Origin of the sequence: Parvularcula mediterranea, from assembly GCF_013085255.1 — a bacterium.
GTDB classification, from domain to species: Bacteria; Pseudomonadota; Alphaproteobacteria; order Caulobacterales; family Parvularculaceae; genus Parvularcula; species Parvularcula mediterranea.
Genome location: NZ_JABFCX010000002.1, coordinates 1658520 through 1680308, shown reverse-complemented (window position 1 = coordinate 1680308; position 21789 = coordinate 1658520). Strand labels below are relative to the sequence as shown.

General features: G+C 62.9%; 22 protein-coding genes. 10 read left to right on the top strand and 12 right to left on the bottom strand.

The window, feature by feature from the left end; translation table 11 throughout:
• Positions 1-50: 50 nt before the first annotated feature.
• Entirely contained in the window at positions 51-1724 is a 1674-nt protein-coding gene (gene metG / locus HK107_RS08700) for a methionine--tRNA ligase (protein WP_173198579.1), read from the bottom strand.
• Positions 1725-1776: 52 nt separating this feature from the next.
• Here metG and HK107_RS08695 point away from each other — a divergent pair, with 52 nt between their 5' ends.
• Positions 1777-2094: a DUF1330 domain-containing protein gene (locus HK107_RS08695; RefSeq protein ID WP_173198577.1), complete on the top strand. Its 318-nt coding sequence runs from the start codon at positions 1777-1779 to the stop codon at positions 2092-2094.
• A gap of 3 nt (positions 2095-2097) precedes the next feature.
• Here HK107_RS08695 and HK107_RS08690 read toward each other — a convergent pair whose 3' ends face one another.
• Together HK107_RS08690 and parC are read right to left on the bottom strand one after the other, a co-directional pair.
• On the bottom strand, positions 2098-2940 hold the full coding sequence (locus tag HK107_RS08690) for a MipA/OmpV family protein (protein WP_173198575.1): 843 nt from the start codon (positions 2938-2940) through the stop codon (positions 2098-2100).
• A 57-nt stretch (positions 2941-2997) separates the two neighbouring features.
• Positions 2998-5265, bottom strand: coding sequence for a DNA topoisomerase IV subunit A (gene parC, locus HK107_RS08685; RefSeq protein ID WP_173198573.1), 2268 nt, complete (start codon positions 5263-5265; stop codon positions 2998-3000).
• A gap of 155 nt (positions 5266-5420) precedes the next feature.
• Here parC and HK107_RS08680 point away from each other — a divergent pair, with 155 nt between their 5' ends.
• The 3 genes from HK107_RS08680 to HK107_RS08670 all read left to right on the top strand — a co-directional run bounded on the left by HK107_RS08680 (position 5421) and on the right by HK107_RS08670 (position 9326).
• Positions 5421-6782 carry an SAM-dependent methyltransferase gene (locus HK107_RS08680; RefSeq protein WP_198912340.1) on the top strand — a complete coding sequence of 454 codons (1362 nt, stop codon included), beginning with the start codon at positions 5421-5423 and terminating at the stop codon, positions 6780-6782.
• A 188-nt stretch (positions 6783-6970) separates the two neighbouring features.
• On the top strand, positions 6971-7762 hold the full coding sequence (locus HK107_RS08675) for a VPLPA-CTERM sorting domain-containing protein (RefSeq protein WP_173198571.1): 792 nt from the start codon (positions 6971-6973) through the stop codon (positions 7760-7762).
• 127 nt (positions 7763-7889) lie between these two features.
• Positions 7890-9326 (top strand): cryptochrome/photolyase family protein, encoded by a 1437-nt coding sequence (locus tag HK107_RS08670; RefSeq protein ID WP_173198569.1) that lies wholly within the window; start codon positions 7890-7892, stop codon positions 9324-9326.
• Positions 9327-9336: 10 nt separating this feature from the next.
• On the opposite strand, the gene HK107_RS08665 is transcribed toward HK107_RS08670, so the two are convergent.
• Positions 9337-10746 carry an alpha/beta hydrolase family protein gene (locus tag HK107_RS08665; RefSeq protein ID WP_173198567.1) on the bottom strand — a complete coding sequence of 470 codons (1410 nt, stop codon included), beginning with the start codon at positions 10744-10746 and terminating at the stop codon, positions 9337-9339.
• Positions 10747-10882: 136 nt separating this feature from the next.
• On the opposite strand from HK107_RS08665, the gene HK107_RS08660 reads away from it, so the two are divergent.
• From HK107_RS08660 to HK107_RS08640, 5 genes are read left to right on the top strand one after another with little or no spacing between them, the layout of a single operon-like run.
• Positions 10883-12115 (top strand): bifunctional alpha/beta hydrolase/OsmC family protein, encoded by a 1233-nt coding sequence (locus HK107_RS08660; protein ID WP_198912339.1) that lies wholly within the window; start codon positions 10883-10885, stop codon positions 12113-12115.
• Between the two features lie 15 nt (positions 12116-12130).
• Positions 12131-12421 (top strand): chorismate mutase, encoded by a 291-nt coding sequence (locus HK107_RS08655; RefSeq protein ID WP_173198565.1) that lies wholly within the window; start codon positions 12131-12133, stop codon positions 12419-12421.
• Positions 12418-12882, top strand: coding sequence for a PaaI family thioesterase (locus HK107_RS08650; protein WP_173198563.1), 465 nt, complete (start codon positions 12418-12420; stop codon positions 12880-12882). Before HK107_RS08655 ends, HK107_RS08650 begins: the two co-directional genes overlap by 4 nt.
• Positions 12879-13322 (top strand): PaaI family thioesterase, encoded by a 444-nt coding sequence (locus HK107_RS08645; protein ID WP_173198562.1) that lies wholly within the window; start codon positions 12879-12881, stop codon positions 13320-13322. The genes HK107_RS08650 and HK107_RS08645 overlap by 4 nt, the downstream gene beginning before the upstream one ends.
• Positions 13323-13358: 36 nt before the next feature.
• Complete coding sequence (locus HK107_RS08640) at positions 13359-13592, top strand: hypothetical protein (RefSeq protein WP_173198561.1); 234 nt, start codon at positions 13359-13361, stop codon at positions 13590-13592.
• On the opposite strand, the gene HK107_RS08635 is transcribed toward HK107_RS08640, so the two are convergent.
• From HK107_RS08635 to proC, 7 genes are all read right to left on the bottom strand, one after another.
• Entirely contained in the window at positions 13576-14658 is a 1083-nt protein-coding gene (locus HK107_RS08635; RefSeq protein ID WP_173198560.1) for a class I SAM-dependent methyltransferase, read from the bottom strand. The two genes, HK107_RS08640 and HK107_RS08635, sit on opposite strands and share 17 nt — an antisense overlap.
• Positions 14642-15907 (bottom strand): class I SAM-dependent RNA methyltransferase, encoded by a 1266-nt coding sequence (locus tag HK107_RS08630; protein WP_173198559.1) that lies wholly within the window; start codon positions 15905-15907, stop codon positions 14642-14644. The genes HK107_RS08635 and HK107_RS08630 overlap by 17 nt, the downstream gene beginning before the upstream one ends.
• Positions 15885-16640, bottom strand: a complete 756-nt coding sequence (locus HK107_RS08625) for a TlyA family RNA methyltransferase (RefSeq protein ID WP_198912338.1) — start codon at positions 16638-16640, stop codon at positions 15885-15887. Before HK107_RS08625 ends, HK107_RS08630 begins: the two co-directional genes overlap by 23 nt.
• Positions 16627-18603, bottom strand: a complete 1977-nt coding sequence (gene dxs / locus HK107_RS08620) for a 1-deoxy-D-xylulose-5-phosphate synthase (RefSeq protein WP_173198558.1) — start codon at positions 18601-18603, stop codon at positions 16627-16629. Before dxs ends, HK107_RS08625 begins: the two co-directional genes overlap by 14 nt.
• Before the next feature lie 62 nt (positions 18604-18665).
• Positions 18666-18917 (bottom strand): exodeoxyribonuclease VII small subunit, encoded by a 252-nt coding sequence (locus tag HK107_RS08615; RefSeq protein WP_173198557.1) that lies wholly within the window; start codon positions 18915-18917, stop codon positions 18666-18668.
• Positions 18914-19552, bottom strand: coding sequence for a histidine phosphatase family protein (locus HK107_RS08610; RefSeq protein ID WP_173198556.1), 639 nt, complete (start codon positions 19550-19552; stop codon positions 18914-18916). Before HK107_RS08610 ends, HK107_RS08615 begins: the two co-directional genes overlap by 4 nt.
• Before the next feature lie 42 nt (positions 19553-19594).
• A complete protein-coding gene (proC, locus tag HK107_RS08605; protein WP_173198555.1) occupies positions 19595-20416 on the bottom strand; it encodes a pyrroline-5-carboxylate reductase in 822 nt (273 codons plus the stop codon).
• A gap of 128 nt (positions 20417-20544) precedes the next feature.
• On the opposite strand from proC, the gene HK107_RS08600 reads away from it, so the two are divergent.
• The gene (locus HK107_RS08600) at positions 20545-21261 is read left to right on the top strand and encodes a queuosine precursor transporter (protein ID WP_173198553.1); all 717 of its coding nucleotides are present in this window, start codon (positions 20545-20547) and stop codon (positions 21259-21261) included.
• Here HK107_RS08600 and HK107_RS08595 read toward each other — a convergent pair.
• On the bottom strand, positions 21258-21761 hold the full coding sequence (locus tag HK107_RS08595) for a type III secretion system chaperone family protein (protein ID WP_173198551.1): 504 nt from the start codon (positions 21759-21761) through the stop codon (positions 21258-21260). The two genes, HK107_RS08600 and HK107_RS08595, sit on opposite strands and share 4 nt — an antisense overlap.
• Positions 21762-21789 lie beyond the last annotated feature (28 nt).

Sequence of the window (21789 nt, the reverse complement as noted above, 5' to 3'; positions counted from 1 at the left end):
TGACTGCGTCAGCCTTCGACCTCTCCCAGAGGGAGAGGTCGAGGCAGCGCTTACCCCCTCGGCGCGCCAAACTTCTCCGCCCATTCCTCGACCTGTTCATCTTCGATCTTCTTGAAGAGGACCGGCGGGGCTTCGAAGGTCTTGCCGCGTTCGAGCCTGTCGAGGAGCGCTTCGCCCTCACCTGGCCAGCCCTGCGCATCGGTGCCGAAAACGCCGGCGAGCTTGTCCGCCGTGTGCGGAATGACGGGCGCCGACAGCTGGGCGTAGAGCGGGATCAGGTTGAGGGCCGTGCGGACGATCATCGCCGCCTTGTCCTCGTCCTCCTTGAACGCCGCCCAGGGCGCCGCAGACTGGAGGTATTCGTTGCCGAGGACCCAGAGGCCGCGGAGCTCTGCGAAGGCCTTGCGGAACTCCATTGCTTCGAGATGCTTGGTGTACGCTGCGATCTTGTCGGAGAGATCTTGCTGAAGCTGCACTTCGGCCTCGCCCGGCTCGCCGCCGTCAGGGACGACGCCGTCGAACTTCGAGCCTGTGAAGCGCACGATGCGGTTCACGAAATTGCCGAGAACGTCGGCGAGGTCCTTGTTCACCGTCTGCTGGAAGGCCTCCAAGGTGAAGGCCGTGTCGTCCGACTCAGGAGCATTGGCCATCAGGTACCAGCGCCAGAGATCGGCGGGCAGCAGCTCGAGCGCCTGGTCCATGAAGATGCCCCGGCCCTCGGAGGTCGAGAACTTGCCGCCATACCAGGTGAGCCAGTTGAGCGACTTCAGCGTGTCGACCTTCTTCCAAGGCTCGCCCGAGCCGATCTGGGTGCAGGGGAAGCTGACCGTGTGGAAGGCGACATTGTCCTTGCCCATGAACTGGACGTAGCGGACATCGTCCGCGCCTTCGTCCTCGCGCCACCATGTCTTATAGTCCGCACCGAGATGTTCTTCGGTCGCGGCAATGTACGCGATGGGTGCGTCGAACCAGACGTAGAAGACTTTTCCTTCGAGCCCCGGAACAGGGATGCCCCAGAAGAGGTCGCGAGTGATCGTCCGGTCGCGCAGGCCCTCGTCGAGCCATTTGTAGGCGATGCTCTTGGTCAGGACCGGCCAGTCCGGGTGCGCATCGACCCATGCGCGGACCTCACCCTCGAGCTTGGACTGCAGGAGGTGGTAGTGGGTGGTCTTGCGCCGCTCGATATCCTTCGAGCCCGAGAGCGCCGAGTACGGATCGATGAGGTCGGTGGGGTCAAGGAGCTTGCCGCAATTGTCGCACTGGTCGCCCCGCGCCTTCTCGAAGCCGCAGTTGGGGCACGTGCCCTCGACATAGCGGTCAGGCAGGAAGCGCTCATCGGCGAGGGAGTAGATCTGCTCCTCCTCCACCTCGGCGATGTAGCCGTTCTCTTTCAGCTTCGCGGCGAAGTGCTGCGTGAGCTGATGGTTCTGGGCCGACGACGAACGGCCAAAATGGTCGAAGCTCAGCCCGAAGGCGTCGCCTGCGTCCTTCTGGATCTGGTGCTGCTCACCGCAATAGGTGGCGACGTCCTTGCCTGCCTTGAGCGCCGCAAGCTCAGCCGGGGTGCCATGCTCATCGGTGGCGCAGATGGCGAGGACCTCGTGCCCCCGCGCGCGCATGAAGCGGGCATAGACATCGGCCGGGAGCATCGAGCCCACAAGATTGCCGAGGTGCTTGATGCCGTTGATGTAGGGAAGCGCGGACGTGATAAGAATGCGAGCCATGCCGCCTGATGCCCCAAGCCTCACCGCGGCGCAACGCTTCTGAGGAGCCCTCATGTCCAAGCCCGTCTACAGCTTCGCCTACATCCAGGTGAAGGATCACGCCGACTATCTGGAGCGGTACGGCAAGCCCCTGCCCCCGATCATTGAAAAGTTCGGCGGCGAGTTCCTCGCGGCGACGCAGATCGCCGGGGTGGTCGAAGGTGAAGCCGAGGGCAACTGGGCCGTGCTGGCGAAGTTTCCGAGCCAGGAACAGGCGCAGGCGTTCTACACCTCGCCTGAGTACGCGCCCTACCTGAAGCTCCGAAGGGAAGAACTGACGGACGGCAGCCTGATGGTCAGCTTTGCGGCGGAGGTGCCGAAGCTTGGGTAAGGCCTAGAGCCACTTGCCCTTGATGATACCCGGGCCGGAGAGGCCGTAGCTGAGGCCGACGAAGGCGCTGGCACGGTTGCCGCTTTCGACGATGGGGCTGTCCACAATCTCGTCGCCGAGGAAATTGTTCTTGAGCTGGCCCGACAGGGCGAGGCGGCGGGAGAGGCGGATCCTGAATTCAGCACCTGCGAAGGGCGTGAAGCCTGGGCCTGCGCTATACTCTGGACGGTCCATGAAGGTGCCGTCGCCCACGGCGAGGCCCGTGCGCGCTTCCTCGGCGGTGACGCCGTAATAATACTGGAGCACGTTCTCTGACTGGTAGGCGATGCCCATCAGCGGACGGAAGGAGATCATCCGGCCGTTGCCGACCTCAAGGGTGGCGAGGGCTTGAAGCTCGTAGCCATCATGCTGGCCCGCCACATCGACAAAGCCGTTAGCCTGAAGCCGCAGCCGGTCGACGCGCTTCTGGGCCTTCATGCCGACTTCGAACGTGCCGTTGCGGTCGCCCATGCCTTCGAGGAACGGGCTGTCGTCTTCGTCGTAGTTCTGGAAGCGGTACTTCGCCTCGGCCGAAAGCTGCACCCCGCCCGGCTTCCAGAACCGGTAGGAGATGTTCGGCCCCGCGAGGGTCAAATTGTTCTTGTTGTAGACGTAGAACGGCACCGCGAGGATGTTCGGCGTGCCGTCGTTGAAATTGACATAAGGCTCGTCATTGACCGCTACAGCGAGACCGATCTGGAAGATCGTCATCTTCTTGTAGCGCTCGATCTCCTCGGGCGTCTGGGCAGAAGCACCGGCGGTGAGCAGGCAATAGGCCGCCGCTGCCGTCATCAAAGAACGAATCATCACTCTGCCTCTTACCCTCGTACGCATGTCATACACTGATGCGCTCAGAGATTAACACTAGGATCCCAGTTTCAAGTTCTTCGGGAAACCTTTCGGGACAGCTGTGCCCGCACCGCCACGCTTTCCTTGCCAGGATTTCCACTTGGATTCGGACTGTTCGCGGCCTGCGCGGTCTTTCCAGGTGAAGCCCTCGCTAGGCTGGACAAGCTTGGCGTCTACGAGGGATGCACGGGCTGATTTCTGGAGAATCACCCCCTTGCCGCGGGTCATCGTGGGCAGTTCGGAAGCCGGGAAGATGAGGAGCTTTCGGTTCGAGGTTACCGATGCGACATAATCCTTGTCCGTCGGGGTCGCAGGCAGCACCCGCGCGACGACCATCTCGGCGCCAGCGGCGAGGTTGAGGAGCTGCTTGCCCTTCCTCGTGTTGGCGGAGACGTCCTTCTCTTCGACGAAGAGGCCGTGCCCTGCCGACGATGCGAGGAGGAAGGTGCGGCCCTCTTCCTGCTTCAGGAGCGTGAGGGGCTCATCGCCGGACGCCATGTCCACGAGGATGCGGATCGGCTCGCCCTGCCCGCGCCCACCCGGCAGGTCGGCCACGGCAAGGGTGTAGCTCTTGCCCGACGTCGAGAAGAGCGTGAGCTTGTCATTGCTCATCGCGTTGAGAACGAAGCGCGCGCGGTCGCCCTCTTTGTATTTGATGGTGGCAGGGTCCTCCGTGTGCCCCTTGAGGGTCCTGACCCAGCCCTTGGCCGAGATGACGACGGTGACCGGCTCTTTTTCGACAAGGTCATCGAGGCTGATGTCCACCTCGACAGGAGCGTCGGACATCTCCGTGCGGCGCTTGCCGAGGCCGTCCTTGCCGGAGAAGTGCTTCTTCACCTCGCGCAGAGCTTCGGTCATCGCCTTGTCCTGCAGCTCAGGCGATTTCAGCAGGGCACGGAGCTCTTTCTGCTCCTTCTTGAGGGCCGTGTTCTCCTTCTTGATCTCCATCTCTTCGAGCTTGCGAAGGGCGCGGAGACGCATGTTGAGGATCGCCTCGGCCTGCACTTCTGACAGGTCGAAGGTCTCAATCAGCTGCTCTTTCGGATGATCCTCGTACCGAATGATGCGGATGACTTCATCGAGGTTCAGATACGCAATGAGGTAGCCGCCAAGGATTTCGAGGCGGTGGGCGATCTTGTCGAGCCTGTGATTCGTCCGCCTGACGAGGACGTCGCGGCGGTGATCGACGAAGGCCGCGAGGACCTCCTTGAGGCCCATGACGCGGGGTGAACCCTCCGCATCGAGAACATTCATGTTGAGCGGGAAGCGGGTCTCGAGATCGGTGATCTTGAAGACGGCGCTCATTACCTGATCAGGGTCGAGGGTCCCTGCTCGCGGTTCGAGGATCAGGCGGACATCCTCCGCGCTCTCGTCGCGGACGTCCGTGATGATGGGCAGCTTCTTGCCATTGATCAGCTCGGCGATGCGCTCGACCAGCCGCGCCTTCTGGACTTGATAGGGGACCTCGGTGACGACGATCTGGTACTTGCCGCGACCGAGATCCTCCGTATGCCACTTGGCGCGCAGGCGGAAGCCGCCCCTGCCCGTCTCATAGGCTTCGACAAGGCTTTCGCGCGGCTCGATGCAGACGCCGCCGGTCGGAAAGTCCGGGCCCTGCACATATTTGAGGAGCGTCTCGGTCCGCGCGTTGGGCGTCTTGATTAGATGGACGGCGGCGTCGATCAGCTCTGACGGATTATGCGGCGGGATCGAAGTCGCCATGCCGACCGCGATGCCCGCCGCGCCATTGGCAAGAAGGTGCGGAAACGCAGCAGGCAGGACCGCAGGCTCCTTGCCCTCGCCATCATAGGTGTCGCGGAAATCGACAGCGTCTTCGTCGATGCCTTCGAGCAGGAGCTCAGCGGCATGGGTCATCCGGCTTTCCGTATACCGCATGGCGGCTGCGTTATCGCCATCGACGTTGCCGAAGTTTCCCTGTCCATCGACAAGGGGCACACGGACGGAAAAGTCCTGCACAAGGCGGACGAGCGCATCATAGATCGCCTGGTCGCCGTGGGGGTGGAAGTTACCCATGACCTCGCCGACGATCTTCGCCGACTTCTTGTAGCCGCCCGACGGCAGCAGGCGCATCGAGCGCATGGCGTAGAGAATGCGCCGGTGGACCGGCTTCAGGCCATCGCGCACGTCGGGAAGCGCGCGGGCGGTGATGGTCGAGAGCGCATAGGCGAGGTAACGCTGGGCCAGCGCTTCGGTAATCGGCTCGTCGAAGATCTTCTCGGGTGGCGGAGGCGCGTTCTTCTTCGCGCTTGGGCGGCGGGCCATGCGGGGGCTCCTGAAATTCAGTGGACCACCAGCCATAGGCCGCACCGCGACAAGCGCAAAGCCGAGATTATCACGAGCCCTCAGGGCTTCGCGCAGGCGTTCTCCTCACCTAAGGGACGACGAATCGCCTACGCCTGACCGAAAAAGACACTGTCATGGACATGAAGAGCACCCAGAACCTCGGCTCGGCCCGCGCCCAGAAGCAGCTGAAGAGCATCCGCATCATGCTCGCCGAGGTCGCGCGTCATCTTGAGGCTGACTTCGTCGTTGTTCTCTGGAACGGCGAGGAAGTGCCGCTTAAGGAAGATGCTCAAGGCGACCTCAGGATGCATATCCGCTCGCCGAACGTGGTGCGGAGGCTTCTCCTCAAGCCTGAAATCCTGACGCTGCTTCAGCTTGTGGCGTCGAAGGACCTGATGCTGGAGGGCGGCAGCCCCTACGACTTTGTCAAACGCTGGGACCACGGCAAGGGCATTCACCTGGTCCGCCGGATCGACAAGATGAAGGTCGCAAGGCACGCCCTGCCCTTCGTTCTTGGCGGCGATATTCCTGATCGAGACCTGCCGGGCTATCACAAGGATGCCGGCGAGACCGTCGAAGAGCGGGACGATCAGGAGATGATCGGCTTCCACTATGATGTGTCGAACGACTTCTTCCGCCTCTTCCTCGATGAGCGGATGCTCTATTCCACCGCCTACTACCGGTCCGAGGATGAGAGCCTCGAGGATGCCCAGCTCCACAAGCTGGATATGATCTGCAGGAAACTGCGCCTGACACCGGGCGACAGGATGCTCGATATCGGCTGCGGTTGGGGTTCTCTCGCGTGCCATGCTGCAGAGCACTATGGCGCTCACGTCCACGGCCTGACCCTCTCCAAGGAGCAGCTTGCTTACGGCCTCGAGCAGGTGAAGCGGCGCGGCCTTGAGGACCAGGTGACGCTGGAGCTCAAGGATTACCGTGAGTTAGCCGACCAGCGTGAGGTCTATGACAAGGTCTGCCAGGTCGAGATGTTCGAGCATGTCGGGTGGGAGAACTTCGACATGCACTTCGAAACCGTGCGGCACCTGCTCGTCCCGCAAGGCGTCTACTACCACCAGGCAACGACTCGGCGCGGCGGAAAGGACCTCTCGAACTTCCGCAAGGCGACGAAGTCGATGACCTTCATCACCACCTACATCTTCCCCGGCGGCGAGCTCGACTACATCGGTAACACCCTGACAAATATGGGCCGAATGGGCCTCGAGGTGATGGACGTCGAGTGCCTGCGCGATAGCTATTACCTGACGCTTCAGGAGTGGGAGCGCCGCCTGAAAGAGAACCGCGATGCTGCGGTGCGAGAGGCAGGCGAGGCCAGGACGATTCTTTGGCAGATCTACTTCGCCCTCTTCATCCGCGCATTCGAGCGAACCGTGGCTACGAACTACGCTGTCGTGGCCGTGAAACGCCAGCCGGGACGCACGACGATTCCTCTCGATCGAGCCGCGATTTACACGGAGAGCGGGAAGCCTGGCGCCTAAGCCTCCTCTCGACGTTGTGATTTGACGTGGTTAAGGAAAATTTTCGGCAATAACTTCAATTTCTTGCGACTTTTCATGGTTAACGACTGCTTCAAGGTATACAAACTCTAACCCGTTCGTGTATAAATTATTCAGGTCGCGTTTTGGGGGGTCCAAAGCGTTCGCGCCAAAGACGAGTGGGAAACCAAATGAAGAAGCATTTTGCAATCGCGGCCGCGTCTCTCGTGGCCCTTACCGGCGCTGCTAACGCTGCGTCCGTCACGCTTGACCTGACGAAGCGTGACAACTTCGCCACGACGCTGCTTGGCACCGCATTCGGTGACATCGACGTTTACAACGGCATTCCTTCGCCGAACGCCAACAACCCGATCTGGGTCCAAGTCGGCCCTGGCAACCTGGTCATCAAGATCACCGGTCAGCCGATCGGCAAAGGCATCAACTCGGACGAGACCGGCGAAGCCAGCTGTTCCGATCCTGAGAACGACCTCGCCTGTGACACCGACGGCCTCGGCATCGGCAACGACGAAGTCACCCAGAAAGACAACGAAGCACGCAACCAGTCGCTGACCGTTGAGTTCTTCAACCTCGACGACGGTTCGGAAGTCTTCGTCCAGATCGACGATTGGCGTGTTCTTGACCTCTTCACCGGCGACGAGAGCAACATGACGGCGGCTAACACCGAAACCGCTATTGCAACGTTCAGCACCGGCACTGTTCAAACCCTCGCTGGCATGACCAACACGGGTTCGACGCCGGGCTACGAGCGCGCTGGCAACCAAGGCAATCTCGACGTCCTCGGCGTTTCGAGCATCGTCTTCACCGCTGGCCTCGGCAACGATGACGCTGACGGCGACTACGCTCTCGCAGCGATCGACTTCACGACGCCTCCGGGCATCACGACGCCGATCCCGGGTGCACTGCCGCTCTTCCTTGCTGGCCTCGGCGGTATCGCTGTTGCTCGCCGCAAGAAGCGCAGCTAAGCGAACACTCTATAACGATCGCAAGAAGAGCGCGGCCTCGGGTCGCGCTCTTTCTTTTTGTCGGCCCCGCAGCGGCTGAGACCTCGCAACGCAGTGGCATAGCGACCAAGCGCGCTATGTCCTCGCGATGAGCAACAAACCTTCTCTCGTGTGGCTGCGCGAAGACCTGCGCTTCGATGATAACCCAGCGCTCCGCGAAGCCGCGGACCGCGATGCGCCGACGGCCATCCTCTACATTCTCGACGACGAGACCCCGGGCGACTTCAAGCTGGGGGGCGCCCAGCGCTGGTGGCTGCATTATTCCCTCAAGGCCCTCGTGGAAGATGTCGACAAATTCGGCGGCACACTGATCTTAAGGCGCGGCGACGCCTCAGAGCTGCTGCCCGAAGTCGCGAAAGAGATCGGCGCAGGCGCGATCTTCTGGAACCGGCGCTACATGAGCTGGCAAATCGAACAGGACAAAGCGCTCAAAGAGGCGCTGACTGACGATTACGAGGTCAAGAGCTTTAATGGGAGGCTCCTTAACGAGCCGTGGGAGATCTGCACGAAGTCCGGTGGTCCGTACAAGGTCTATACCCCCTACTGGAAACAGGTTCAGCAGCGCGACGTGCGAGACCCTCTCCCCAAGGTCCAGAAGCTTGATGTGCTTTCAGACAGTCCGAAGTCAGACAAGCTTGAAGACTGGGATCTCCTCCCGACCAAGCCTGACTGGGCTGAGGGCTTTGGGCCCGTATGGACACCAGGCGAACGCGGGGCCCGCAAGCGCTGGCTTGCCTGGCTGAAGACCGAGGGTGCGGAGAACTACGGCGAACAACGCAACCGGCCTGACTGCGACAACACCTCGCGCATGGCCCCGCACATCCATTTCGGTGAAATCTCCGCGGTCACCATGTACAGAGAGATGCAGGACAAGATCGCAGAACGCGAGATACCGTCAGACGCCGGACAAACCTTCCTGTCGGAGATCGCCTGGCGCGAGTTCAGCTACAATCTCGTCTTTCATTTTCCAAAGATGTTCGAGAAGCCTCTCATGGAGAAGTTCGAGGCGTTCAACTGGAACGACGACGATGATGCCTTCACTGCATGGACGAAGGGACAGACCGGCTACCCCATCGTAGACGCAGGCATGCGGCAGCTTTGGACCGAAGGGCACATGCACAACCGTGTGCGGATGATCGTTGGCAGCTTCCTGGTCAAGGACCTGCTGGTCGACTGGCGGCGCGGCATGGACTGGTTCTGGGACACGCTCGTCTGTGCTGATCCCGCATCCAACACGGCGAGTTGGCAATGGGTAGCAGGTTGCGGCGCTGATGCTTCGCCCTTCTTCAGGGTCTTCAACCCCGTCAGTCAGGGTGAGAAGTTTGATCCGAACGGTGACTATGTCCGCCGTCATGTGCCGGAGCTGAAGGATATGCCGAAAAAGCATATCCACGCACCGTGGGATGCGCCGCGGGACGTTTTAGCCAAGGCAGGTGTGAAGCTCGGCGAGACCTATCCGAAGCCGATTGTCGACCACGGGGAGCGCCGGAAAGAAGCGCTCGCCCGTTATCAGGACATCAAGTAGCGGAAGTCGCCTACTGCTGCGCGGTGACCTCGCTGACGAACTCCGCGATGGTCGCCATGACGTCCTCTTCCATGGTTGTCTCGATCAAACCGTACTCGGAGAGATCACCCGTCTCCGCCGTCTGGAAGAGATGGTTGGCGTCGGGGACGACGACCACGCGGCTCATCTCTTCGCCCTCCAGCGCACGCTCCGCCACCGGTGCGTGGGTTTCCGCGACGACCTGAATATCCTTGCCGCCGAAGAGCGCCAGCACCGGTCCTCCGTAAGCTGTGTAGTCAGCCTCAATGTCGACCAGAAACGAGCTGTAGCGCTGGATGCCGCAAAGCGGTTCGGCCTGCGCAGCGGCTCCGAACGGTTCGAGGATCGCCTTGGCCGCGTCACAGCCCTCTTCGCGGCTATCGGCAGAGGTCAGCGCGTCGAGGAGTTGCCTCTGAAGCGCGATGTTCTGCTCGGCGATGGCCTCGGGCACCTTGGCCTGACGCTGGCCGTAGGCGACCTGGTCGATGATGGCCTCTGTCAGAGGAGCAAAGGGGCTGGCCAGCGCGACGATGAAGTCAGGCTGCTTCTCGCCGCGGCTCGCAGCGACGCCTGCCACCATGCCGCCCTCGGAATGACCAAGGAAACCGGCCTCTCTGATATCCTCCCGCATACGGAGCATAGCGAGCATCTCCGCTGCGTCATCGCCCAAACGGTCGAACTCGGTGTTGTCATACTGACCGCCAGAGCCGCCGACGCCGCGGTCATCGAAGCGTACCGTCGCGATGCCTGCTCGGGTCAGCCGGTCAGCCAAAACGAAGAAAGGCCGGTGGCGCGCCAGGGCCTCGTCGCGATCCTGCGCGCCCGATCCTGACAGCAGCACGATAGCAGGGAATGGCCCTTCCCCTTCAGGATGCGTAAGGGTCCCGGCGAGGGTCACCCCGTCAGTGGTCGCAAGCGACACCTCTTCTGTGCGGTACGGGAATGGCTCGACAGGCTCCTGCGGGCGTGTCGCCGTCGGGGCGGCAGCTTCCTCTTCCAGCGCCGCGGCCTCGGCCGGGTCCATCCGGGTGAAGACCAGTTCGGTCGTGATCGGCCCTTGGCTGAACTCACCATTGATCGCCTCGCCAGCATCATCGATCCGGCCGACATAGGCGGCGCCGAGGGTCTCCCACTCAAGCCGGAGAGCACCCTCGAAGACCTCCACCTCCGTGGCGGCGAGCCCGAAGAGGCCCTGGTCAGGGCTGTCGAGGGTCACTTGCTCCCCGGCGTCCGGGGTCACGTGGATGTTCACGGGCAGCTCCTGGGTCATCACCGACAGGATGCCCTCCCAGTCACCGCGATAGTCTTCCAGCGTCGCTGCACGGTTGCCCTCCGCCGCTTCAGGCTCTCGCCCGCAAGCCGCTACGACAACGAAAATGAGCAAATAGAACAGGTTACGCATGCTGGAACTCCCTTAGACGGAGAAGACTTATCGTTTTTCGAGATGTCGTCCAGAAGTAACCTCAGCTCAGCTGTGCCGAAGAGTTGGCCGAGAGACTGAGCGCGCGCCATCTAGGTGTAACAGAGAGGAGACCATCATGGCCAAACCGATCAGGGCTAATTTCGAGGGCGCAGGCGGAGCCGAGCTTTCCGCGCGGATCGACTTGCCGGCGGGTCACCCGAAGGCGTTCGCGCTCTTTGCGCACTGCTTCACCTGCTCGAAGGACCTGACGGCCAGCCGAGCGGTTGCCACGGCGCTGACCAAGTCCGGGATCGGTGTCTTGAGGTTCGACTTCACAGGGCTTGGCGGCTCTGGCGGAGACTTCGGGTCGAGCAATTTCACGATGAACCTTGGCGATCTCGAGCGCGCCGCGCGCTATCTCGAGGAGAACTACCAGGCTCCGAGCCTTCTCGTTGGCCATTCCCTCGGCGGCGCAGCGGTGATCGCCGTGGCGCAGAAGCTGCCTTCGGTGAAGGCCGTGGCGACGATCGGTGCGCCTGCGGACGTTGCTCACGTCACGCACCAGTTCGGCGAAAGCGCAGATGCGATCCAGCGGGACGGATCGGCCGAGGTCTCGCTGGCCGGACGGCCTTTCACGATCACCAAGCAGTTCCTTGATGACCTTGACGAGCATGATGTCGAAGCCTGCGCCGGGGCTCTGAAGCGGCCGCTTCTCGTCCTGCACGCACCGACCGATGACACGGTGGGCATCGACAATGCCTCCCGCCTCTTCCTCGCGGCGAAGCACCCTAAGAGTTTCGTGAGCCTCGACACGGCGGACCACCTGCTGACCAGCAAGGAAGACGCAGCGTACGCAGCTGATGTCATCGCGGCATGGGCTGAGCGCTATATCGGCAACGGGCTGGAGCTCGCCGAAGGCGCAGCGGAAGAGGCCATGGACGTGACTGTCCGCGAGACCGGACAGGGCAAGTTTCAGGCGCTGGTGAAAGCCGGGCCACACATGATGCTGGCCGATGAGCCGACCTCCGTTGATGGCGGCCTTGGCACGGGGCCTAGCCCATACGAGTACCTCTCAACGGCGCTCGGCGCGTGCACGTCAATGACCATTCGTATGTATGCGGACTTCAAGAAGATCCCTCTCGACCGGGTCTCGGTGAAGGTCAGTCACGAGAAATGCCACGCCGACAGCATGAAGGACGGCATGGAGAAGGACACCCCGACCGACTGCTTCACCCGTGAGATTGCGCTGGAAGGCGATTTGAGCGACGAGCAAAGGGAGCGTATGCTCCAGATCGCGGACCGCTGCCCGGTGCATAAAACGCTGGAGCGCGGCTCACACATCACCACGCGGGGTGCGCCCGCGTCCTGACCGAGGGGAAGCGGGATGAAGCCTGAAGACTGCCAAGACATGGGCGACGTGCGAACGGAGATCGACCGTCTTGACGCTGCGCTGATCGACCTTCTGGCAGAGCGCTGGGGCTATGTGGACCGCGCCTGGCAGCTGAAAGCCAATCCGGCAGAGGCCACGGTGCCTTGGCGGATCCAGGAAGTGATCGACAAGGTGCGCACCCGCGCCGAGACCGAAGGGCTCCCCCCTTCCCTCGCCGAGGCGCTGTGGCGTCAGATCATCGGCTGGGGCATTCAGTATGAAGAAGAAAAACTGAGGCAGAAGTGAGCGACCAGCCGCAACCCCTCGCCCCTGCGGTAGCGATGGCCTTCGAGGGCATTCAGAACGCCTTCATGAAGGAGCATCCGCTCTTCACCCAGATGGCGCCGAAGCCCCTGCGCGTCGGTCGCGGTGAGCTGATCGTGCGCATCACGCCGACAGAGACGTTTCTCGATGGAGACGGCGTACATTCAGGGCTGATGACCATCCTCCTCGACACGGTGATGGGCATGGCGACCTGGGCGGACCTTGACGAGTTCTCGCCCCTCGCGACGATCAATCTGCAGACAGACGTCTATGAGAACGCTTCCGTTGGCAAGCATGTGATCATCGAAGCGACCTGCGAAGGCATCCGCGATGACGTCTCCATTGTCCGCGGTAAAGCGACGTCCGAGGACGGAACACTGCTCGCCACCGGCGCAGGCACCTTTATGGTCGGCACCCGTTCGGCACAGGTGAGCCGCATATGAGCACCCGCCGCGATCTCCTCGACGTCTCGGACGAGACTGTAGCTAAGGCCCTCGAGCTCGCTGAAGCCTCCGCCATGGGTCAATGGTTCGGCACCAAGGTGTCGATTGATGAGGGCGAGCAGCGCTACCGTCTGACGTTTGACGAGCCCCATATCGGCAATCCAGTCATCCGCGCCCTCCACGGCGGCGTGATTTCGGCCTTCCTTCAGTACGCCTCAACGCTGGAAGTCCTGAGCCGCGCGCCGACCCCGGTGCAGGCGCGTACCATCAGTGTGCACACAAGCTACCTGCGGGGAAGCCGGGACCAGGACCTCCTCGTCTCCGTCGACGTCCAGCGCGTTGGCCGCCGCATCGCCTTCGTCGAAGCCAGAGGCTGGCAGGACGACCGCGACCGTGCCGTAGCGAGCGCGCAGATCGCGCTCAGGATGTTTGAAGGGTAGCGAGTGCGCTGGCTTTTTCGACTCGTGGGAGGCTTGGTGCTGCTCGGACACCTAGCGGTTTTCGCATTAGTTCAGTTGGTCTTGGGGTCGGGCCACGACCAATCCATTGGTCTGGTAACGATCAAGGAAGGGCTCGAGACGCTGCCTGAGGCAGCGGCAATGGCCCTGGGGTTTAACGGATTCCCGATCATCGCCACGCTGGCCTACTGGGCCATTATCATTGCAGCCAACGTGTTCGCTTGGCGCATGAAACCTAGTTCGGCTTCCTGAACGAGGACGCCTTCGTCAAAAACCCGATCCGCTGACCGTCCGGCTCGAGCCCTGACTCACCGAAGAGCGAAGGCAAGTCCTCGCGCGCGTAGCTGTCATAGAACGGCTCGTGGAACGCCTTCGGAAAGCCTTCGAGCAGCGCATCCATGCAGGTGTCGCCATACTGCGCACTATCGACGTGCACGTAGAGCCCACCGGGCCGCAAGACCCGCGCGACCTCAGCGGCCACCTCGCGCCGCACCTTCGGCGGCAGCTCGTGAAAGAGATAGACCGTGGTCAGAATATCGACGCTGCCATCTTCGAAGGGGAGCTTCTCCGCCGCCGCCTCGATGAAGCTGGCGTTTTTCGCATGGGCGTTGTTCGCGCGCGCCTTTTCAAGATAGGGCCCGGAGAGGTCCACCGCAGAAACCGTCAGCTCAGGGAAGTTATCAGCCACATCTGAGAGAAGCCGCCCGGTCCCGCAAGCCACGTCAGCAAAATGGATGTCCTTCTCGCTTCCCCGCTCACGGACGAGCCGCCGCACCTCTTCTGAGATGGCCGGCAGTGCCCGTCGGCGCATCGCGTCGGCAGAGCCGGTGAAGAGCACCTCGACCTGCGTGTCGTAGACGCTGGCTGATTCTTCGGACAGCCAGCCATCGGACTGGAAGTGAAAGTTCTGGCGATAATACGCAGGCAGACCATCAGGCGCCGTCTCGCGCACCTCGGTCCCGCCGCCCTTGGTCTTCGAACGCCGGGCCACGGCGCGCGCCTCATCGAGATAGTTCCGCGCCTTACGAACAGCCGCCACGGGGTCAGGCCGGGTGCGGAACTCGCGCGGCATCCGGTAGCGCTTTGCTTCCACATCAGCCCATTCGTCATCGAACAGCTTGAAGAAGGACGCCCGCATATCCCCCATGCTCGGGGCCTCGGTGGGCGTCGCCTTGGGGACCTCACCGGGCGAAGTCAGCGGGCCAACGATATGGCGACCCATCACATAGAAGCTTGTAAACCAACCGACTTTCGCCGTCGTCGCAGCACGATACTGCGCCTCGCGAAGCTTCGTTTCGATGTTAGCCGCCAGTCCCATCGCTCCTCCGGTCGAGCACCGCCACCGCCTCAACATGGGGAGACCAGCCGAACTGGTCCACCAGCACGAGCCGGGTGAGGTCGTAGGTCGCAGCGAAATGGCGAAGGTCCCGCGCCAGCGTCTGGGGGTTGCAGCTCACCGCGACAATGCGAGCGGCACCGCTGCCCGCGATCTCTGGCGCCTGCTCCCGAGCCCCTGCCCGCGGCGGGTCGAAGACGATGGCGCTGTAGGCCGCGAGATCCTTCGCCATGACCGGCCTCTTGAAGAGGTCCCGCGCTTCGGCAGTAATGGCGCGCTCCGTCGCCTTCACCGCCAGGTCGAGCGACACGATTGCTGGCCCTTGCGCATCTGCGGCGTAGACCTCGGCATGCTGACTGATCGGCAGCGCGAAGGTGCCCATACCGCTGAAAAGGTCGGCGACCCGGTCATAGCCTTGCGTCGCCGCGAGCACCTCCTGCACCAGCGCCGCCTCACCTTCTTCCGTCGCCTGCAGGAAGACGCCGTGGGGCAACTGGGTCTCGATACCGCCCAGACGCACCGTAGGCGGACGACGCTCGGCAACGGTCGAACCTTCCAGCGATAACCGCGCGAGGGACTGGCTCTCGGAGAACTCCGCGAGGGCTTCATGCTGAGGGAGCTCGAGCTCCGCCACATCGAGGCCCTGCAGGTCAGCATCGAGGCCATCACCGGTAATCGTCACCTGCGCCTCGAAAGGCTTGCCGAGCTTCCGGGAAAGCTCGCGCAGAGGTCCCAGCATCGCGAAGAGCTCTGGCCTCAACACATGACACTCCGTCAGCGGAACGATCGTGCGCGCGGCCTTGCGGTAGAAGCCCGCCGCTTCAGGCCTGACGGCGATCTTTGCCCGGCGACGGGAGCGCGGGGGAGAGCGATGGGTGGCGGAGATCTCAGCGTCGGGATAGACACTCCTCACGGCACGGAGGAGTTGGTCTTCTTTGAGAGCCAAGGCATCCTCGTCGCCCATGTGCTGGAGTGAGCAACCGCCGCACCCATCGCCAGGCAGGCCGAAATGCTTGCACGGCGCTTTGGTGCGTGAGGGAGCATCGGTGTGCCGCTCCTTCACCCGTGCGAGACCACCTTCGACGGTGGCCGTGATCTCCTCGCCGGGCAGCGCAAAGGGCACGCGGATGTCGCCAGCGAGCCCTTCACCAGCCGCGTTCAGCCGCTCGACGGTCAGCTTGCGGACTTCCGTCTTGAGACGGCGGCGCTTAGTCGGTCGTCTTGGTCGCATGGAGGAGGAATTCCTTGGTGCCCTCACCTCCGAGGATGGGGCTGTTGATAAGCTCGTGGATGGTGAAGCCCCAGCTGGCAATCTCTGGCAGGATCGTTTCCCTGATGAAGCCTTCCTGCTCTTCCGGCGAGGGCAGGACTCGGCCGTTCTTGCCGATGGCGTCCTTGCCGAGCTCGAACTGGGGTTTGGTGAGGGTGATCATGTCGCCGCCCTTCCGCATCAATGCGGCCACAGGCGGCAGGGCTTTCAGAATGCTGATGAAACTGACATCGCAGACGAGGATGTCGATCGGCTCTTGGATGAGCTCTCGCGTCAGGTCCTTGGCGTGAGTTCCTTCGAGACTCACCACCTCCGGCCTGTTGCGAAGTGATGGATGAAGCTGGTCGCGCCCCACATCCACCGAATAGACCTTTGCCGCGCCGTGTCGCAGTAAAACCTCAGTGAACCCGCCGGTCGAGCTACCGAGATCCAGTGCGACCTTCCCCGCCGGGTCCACTGGAAACGCATCAAGGGCGCCCGCGAGCTTGAGCGCAGCGCGGGAGACATAGTCGTGGGCGTCGTCGCTGATAGAGAAGTCCGCCTGCGGATCGACCCTCACGCTGGCTTTTGTAGCCGTCTGCCCACTGATGGACACATGGCCAAGCTTGATGAGCTCCTGCGCCCGGGAGCGGCTTGGCGCGAGGCCTCGCTCCACGAGCGCCTGGTCGAGCCGCATGGGTTTAGGCGCGGTCACCTGCAGCCGCAGCCGCTTGGCCGAAGGCCATGAGGGCCTGTTCGGTGATGTGTTCGGCCTGGAGGCGGGCTTCTTCGTACATTTCTTTGGGGCTGGCCTGGTCCTGGTAGATGTCGGGGAGGTGCATGGTGCGGACCTTGAGGGCGCCGGCATCGAGGAGGCCGTCGCGGTTCAGGAACTCGAGGACGAAGGAGCCGAAGCCGCCGATCGAGCCTTCTTCGACGGAGATCAGGACCTCGTGCTCCTTGGCGAGCCTGCGGATCAGGTCCTCGTCCAGGGGCTTGGCGAACCGGGCGTCGGCGACGGTGGTGGAGAGCCCGCGGGCCTCGAGAAGGTCTGCGGCCTTCATGCATTCACCCAAACGTCCGCCGAAGTTCAGGAGGCAGACCTTGGTGCCCTCGGCCACGATGCGGCCCTTGCCGATCTCGAGGAGCGGCACGTCTTCGGGCGCGTACATGTCGACGCCCATGCCCTCGCCCCTCGGGAACCTGAAGCCGATCGGGTGCTCGTCGAACTCCGCCGCCGTGCGGGTCATCGCCTGGAGCTCGGCCTCGTCGCCGCAGGCCATCAGCACCATGTTCGGCAAGCAGCCCAAGTAGGCCGTGTCATAGGCCCCCGCATGGGTGGCGCCGTCATTGCCGACGAGCCCCGCCCTATCCATGGCAAAGCGCACGGGCAGGTTCTGAAGCGCCACGTCGTGGACGACGCTATCGTAAGCCCGCTGCAGGAAGGTCGAGTAGAGCGCGCAGAAGGGCACCATGCCTTCGGCCGCCAAGCCCGCCGCAAAGGTCACCGCATGCTGCTCGGCGATGCCGACATCGAAGGTGCGGTCAGGGAACTCTTTCATGAACTTGTCGATGCCGGTGCCCGACGGCATGGCCGCGGTGATGCCGACGATGCGCTCGTTCTTCTTGGCCTCTTCGATCAGCTGGCCTGCGAAGACGCCTGTGTAGCTCGGCGCGTTCGAGGTCTTCTTGACCTCCTCGCCGGAGATGACGTCGAACTTCGAGACCGCGTGGAGCTTGTCACCCTTGTCGACGGTGAGCTGGTAGCCCTTGCCCTTTTGCGTGACGACATGGACCAGCACGGGGCGGTCGGTGATGTTCTTGACGTTCTCAAGCACGGGCAGAAGGTGGTCGAGATTGTGCCCGTCGATCGGGCCCACGTAATAAAAGCCCAGCTCCTCGAAGAGGGTGCCACCACCGGTGACCATGGCGCGGCCATACTCCTCCGCCTTGCCTGCCATGTCCCGGAGGCGCGGAGGCAGGCGCTTGGTCAGCTGCTTGGCGAGGTTGCGGAAGCCCTGATAGCTGCCCGAGCTGGCAGCCCTTGCGAGATAGGCCGACATGGCCCCCACCGGCGGGGCGATCGACATCTCGTTGTCGTTGAGGATGACGGTCAGCTGTCCGCCTGTGTCCCCGGCATTGTTCATCGCCTCATAGGCCATGCCCGCCGACATGGAGCCATCGCCGATCACCGCGATCACCCGGCGGTCGTCATTCTTGGCGCCGCCGCCCGTGGCCGCATCGTCAGGGCTGTTGCGGTCCTGCTCCCCCTTGAGGTCCCGCGCCACGGCCATGCCGAGCGCCGCGGAGATCGAGGTGGCCGCATGGGCCGCGCCGAAGGGGTCGTAGGGGCTCTCGGAGCGCTTGGTGAAGCCCGAGAGGCCATCCTTCTGGCGCAGGGTCCTGATCCGCTCCCGCCGTCCGGTGAGCACCTTGTGCGGATAGCACTGGTGCCCGACGTCAAAGATCAACCGGTCCCGAGGCGTGTCGTAGACATAATGGATAGCCGCCGTCAGCTCGACCACACCAAGCCCAGAGCCAAGATGCCCGCCCGTGCAGGACACAGCATCAATCACCTCCGAACGAAGCTCATCACAAAGCTGCCGAAGGTCTGACTTCGCCAAAGTGCGGAGGTCAGAAGGATAAACGACGCGGTCTAGGAGGGGGGTGGTGGTCATCGCGTAGGGCTACTTGGTTCCGCGAGGTGCGGCAAGCGAGCATTGCTGCGGGTGCGCGGGCTCTATTCGAAGCTTGCAGGCTCGGCGGAGACCTCTCCGCCCCTCCCTTCGACGATCTTTTCGATGCGCTCGCGAGCAGCGCCAAGGGTATTCTCGCAGTGCTCCTTGAGGGCAGCGCCGCGTTCGTAAAGGGAGATCGACTGCTCGAGGGCCACATCGCCGCTTTCGAGCTTGGCGATGATCGCTTCGAGCTGCTTCAGCGCCTCCTCGAAGGAGAGGCTTTCGACGGGGGCGGCTTTGGTCTGTTCTGTCATTCGGCAGCCATCGTAGCTTCTGTGCTGCGCCCGGAGGCGGCAGCGGGAGGGGTCTGGCGGCGGTAGGCCCTGTGGGACCAGTAGTCATTGCCGCCCTGGTGATCGACGAGCTTCCACCCGCGCTTGATCAGCACACGGTGGACCATCCAGTTGAGATAGCCGTGGGCGCAAAGAAGGACATCGCCGTCCACCTTGTCCACCTCGGAGGTCAGGCGCTCCACGACCTTCTTCACCCGGCGGCGGGCGCGGCGGTGGCTTTCGCAGCCCTCAGGCGCGTAGCCGACGAACCAGAAGGCCCGGCTGATCACGCCCCAAGTGGTGGGCGTCAGCTTGATGAAGTCCGGAAAGAAAGGCGGTGGCGGAAGCGGCGCTTCCACGAAGAGCGCGTCCCTAGGGACGATCCTTGCGCCGTTGGTCACGCGGTCGGCGGTCTCGATCGCCCTCGGCAGGGTCGAGCAGAGCACGACCTCCGCCTCGGATGCGATGTTGACCAGGCCGTCAGGCGGCGTCTGTCCGGGGGCGAGGCCGGTCTTGTCGTAATTCGCCCACCAGAAACCGTACTCCCGCGCCGTGATCTTCACGCTGCGGTCGACATTGGGGCGCCCGTGACGCGCGGTGACGATCATTCCGGTCATCGAAAGAGGCTCTTAGGGTGCGCTGAGCGAGGGGGCTAGCCCTTATCCTTTCGCCAGCTCCTTGGCCCGCTTATAAGCGCCTTGCACCGCGGCGACGAAGCTCTCCACCAGCCCGCGTTCGTTGAGGACATCGAGCCCTGCGGCCGTGGTGCCACCGGGGCTGGTCACGGCCTCGCGCAGGGAGCCGGCGTCCCGGCCGTCCTCATTGAGGAGCATGGCCGTGGCGATGAAGGTCTCTTCAGCCATCTTTCTCGCGGCTTCCGGGGTCGCTCCCTGATCTTCGGCTGCGGCAGCGAGGCCCTCGACGGCCCGGAGCAGGAAGGCTGGTGCACAACCCGTGACGCCCATCAGGCGGTCGAGCTCGTCCTCGTCCTTGCACCATTGCGTCTCGCCAGCGGCTTCCATCAGGCGCTCGCCCATGGCGCGTTGCTCGGCGCTGATCGCGGGGTTCTCGGCGAGGAGCGAGACGCCGCGGCGGACCTTTGCCGGAAGGGTCGGCATGACGCGCAGCACCTTGGGCTCGGCCGCACGCTCTTTGAGGAGCATGCCGATCTCCTCGACAGTGAAGCCAGCAGCGATCGAGACGAACAGTGTCTCGCCGAAGTTTGGCCAGTCGAGGGTCGGCAGGATCGCGCCGAACATCTGCGGTTTGATGCCGAGGACGCAGAGGTCGTAATCGGCCTTCACCTCAGGATTGATGGGCAGGCCTGCTTTCTCGCAGAGCTCAGCGATTTCGGGATGCGGGTTCGGGTCCATGACGGCAGAGTTGGCTGCATCGAGGATGCCGCTCTCTACCCAGGATTTCAGGAGTGCGCCGCCCATGGAGCCTGCGCCGATTTGGATCATGCGAATCGGTCTGGTCATGGCAGGGGGCTAGGGGAACCTTTCGGGAAACCCAAGGGGGATGGAGCGATTGTGAGGCTGGCCTGCTCCGCGTTTGGCCAAAGCTCCGACCGCCGCTAACTCCCCGCGATCGGAACGAGGGCACGGCGATGCAGGAAGGTCTCACCCAGATCAGGGGCGATGTTGCGGGGTCGCGGGCCTACAAGCATTTCGACCTGCTGCTTGCCGCGACCTGCGTGATCGTTGTTTGCTCAAACATCATCGGTGCGGGGAAAGTCGCAGAGGTTGGCGGCTTTGCGTTCGGCGCAGGGGTTCTCTTCTTCCCCCTCTCCTACGTCCTCGGTGACGTGCTGACAGAGGTCTATGGGTACACCAAGGCGCGGCGGGCGATCATGGCAGCGACGGCGGCGGCGTTGTTCGCTGCGTTGATGGCAGGAGTCATCACCTGGATGCCGCCTGCGGGGAGCTGGAATTCAGACCTCGGAGGGATTGACCGGCAGACGGCCTTCGAAGCCAATTTCGGCCAGGCGCCTCGGATCGTGGCCGCTTCGCTGGTTGCGCTCTTCTTCGGTGAGATCGCAAATGCGCGGGTCATGGCGCTTATGAAGGTGAAGCGCGGAGCCTCGAAACTCTGGCAGCGGACCATTGGCTCAACGGCCGTGGGGCAAGGCGTAGACAGCCTTCTCTTCTATCCCCTCGCCTTCCTTGGCGTCTGGCCGGTCAGCCTCGTGATCACCGTGGCGGTGACCAACTATGTGTTGAAGGTGCTGTGGGAGGCCCTGCTGACGCCGGTGACGTACAAGGTGGTCGGTGCGCTGAAAGCCTCCGAGGGCGTCGAGGTGTTCGACGCTCCGGGCCCTGATTAAGCAGAGCCGACCGGCTCGAGGATCGACGCGGTGATCGCTTCCTCGGCAGTCTTCCCCGCCCAGACCACGTAATTGAAGGCCGGGTAGTAGAGCTCAAACGCCTCCATGGCGCTACGCAGGAGGACCTCTGCCTGACCCGGTGCAATGCCCTGACGCTCCGCCAGAACCGCGCCGTTGCGGTAGACGATCTCTCCGCTCTCGCCCCAGATATCGAAGTGGCCGATGAAGAGCCGCTCGTTAATCCGTGCAAGGAGGTTGAGCACTTCTGCCCTGCGCTGTGCAGGCACTTTAAGCTCGAGCGGTGCGCCGATCTGGAGGACCTGCGCTTCTGCTCGCCAGGAGAACCAGAGCGAGATGTCCTTCCACGAACCTGAAAGGCAGAGATGCACTTCAGTGTCGTCGACACGCTGGGTTTCCATGTCCTGGGAACGCGCAAGGGTTTCGATCATGTCGATCGGATCAGCGATCTCGGTCTCCAAGCTCGGCTCGTACAGGGACATGGCCACCTCCAATTCACGCGAGAGCAAA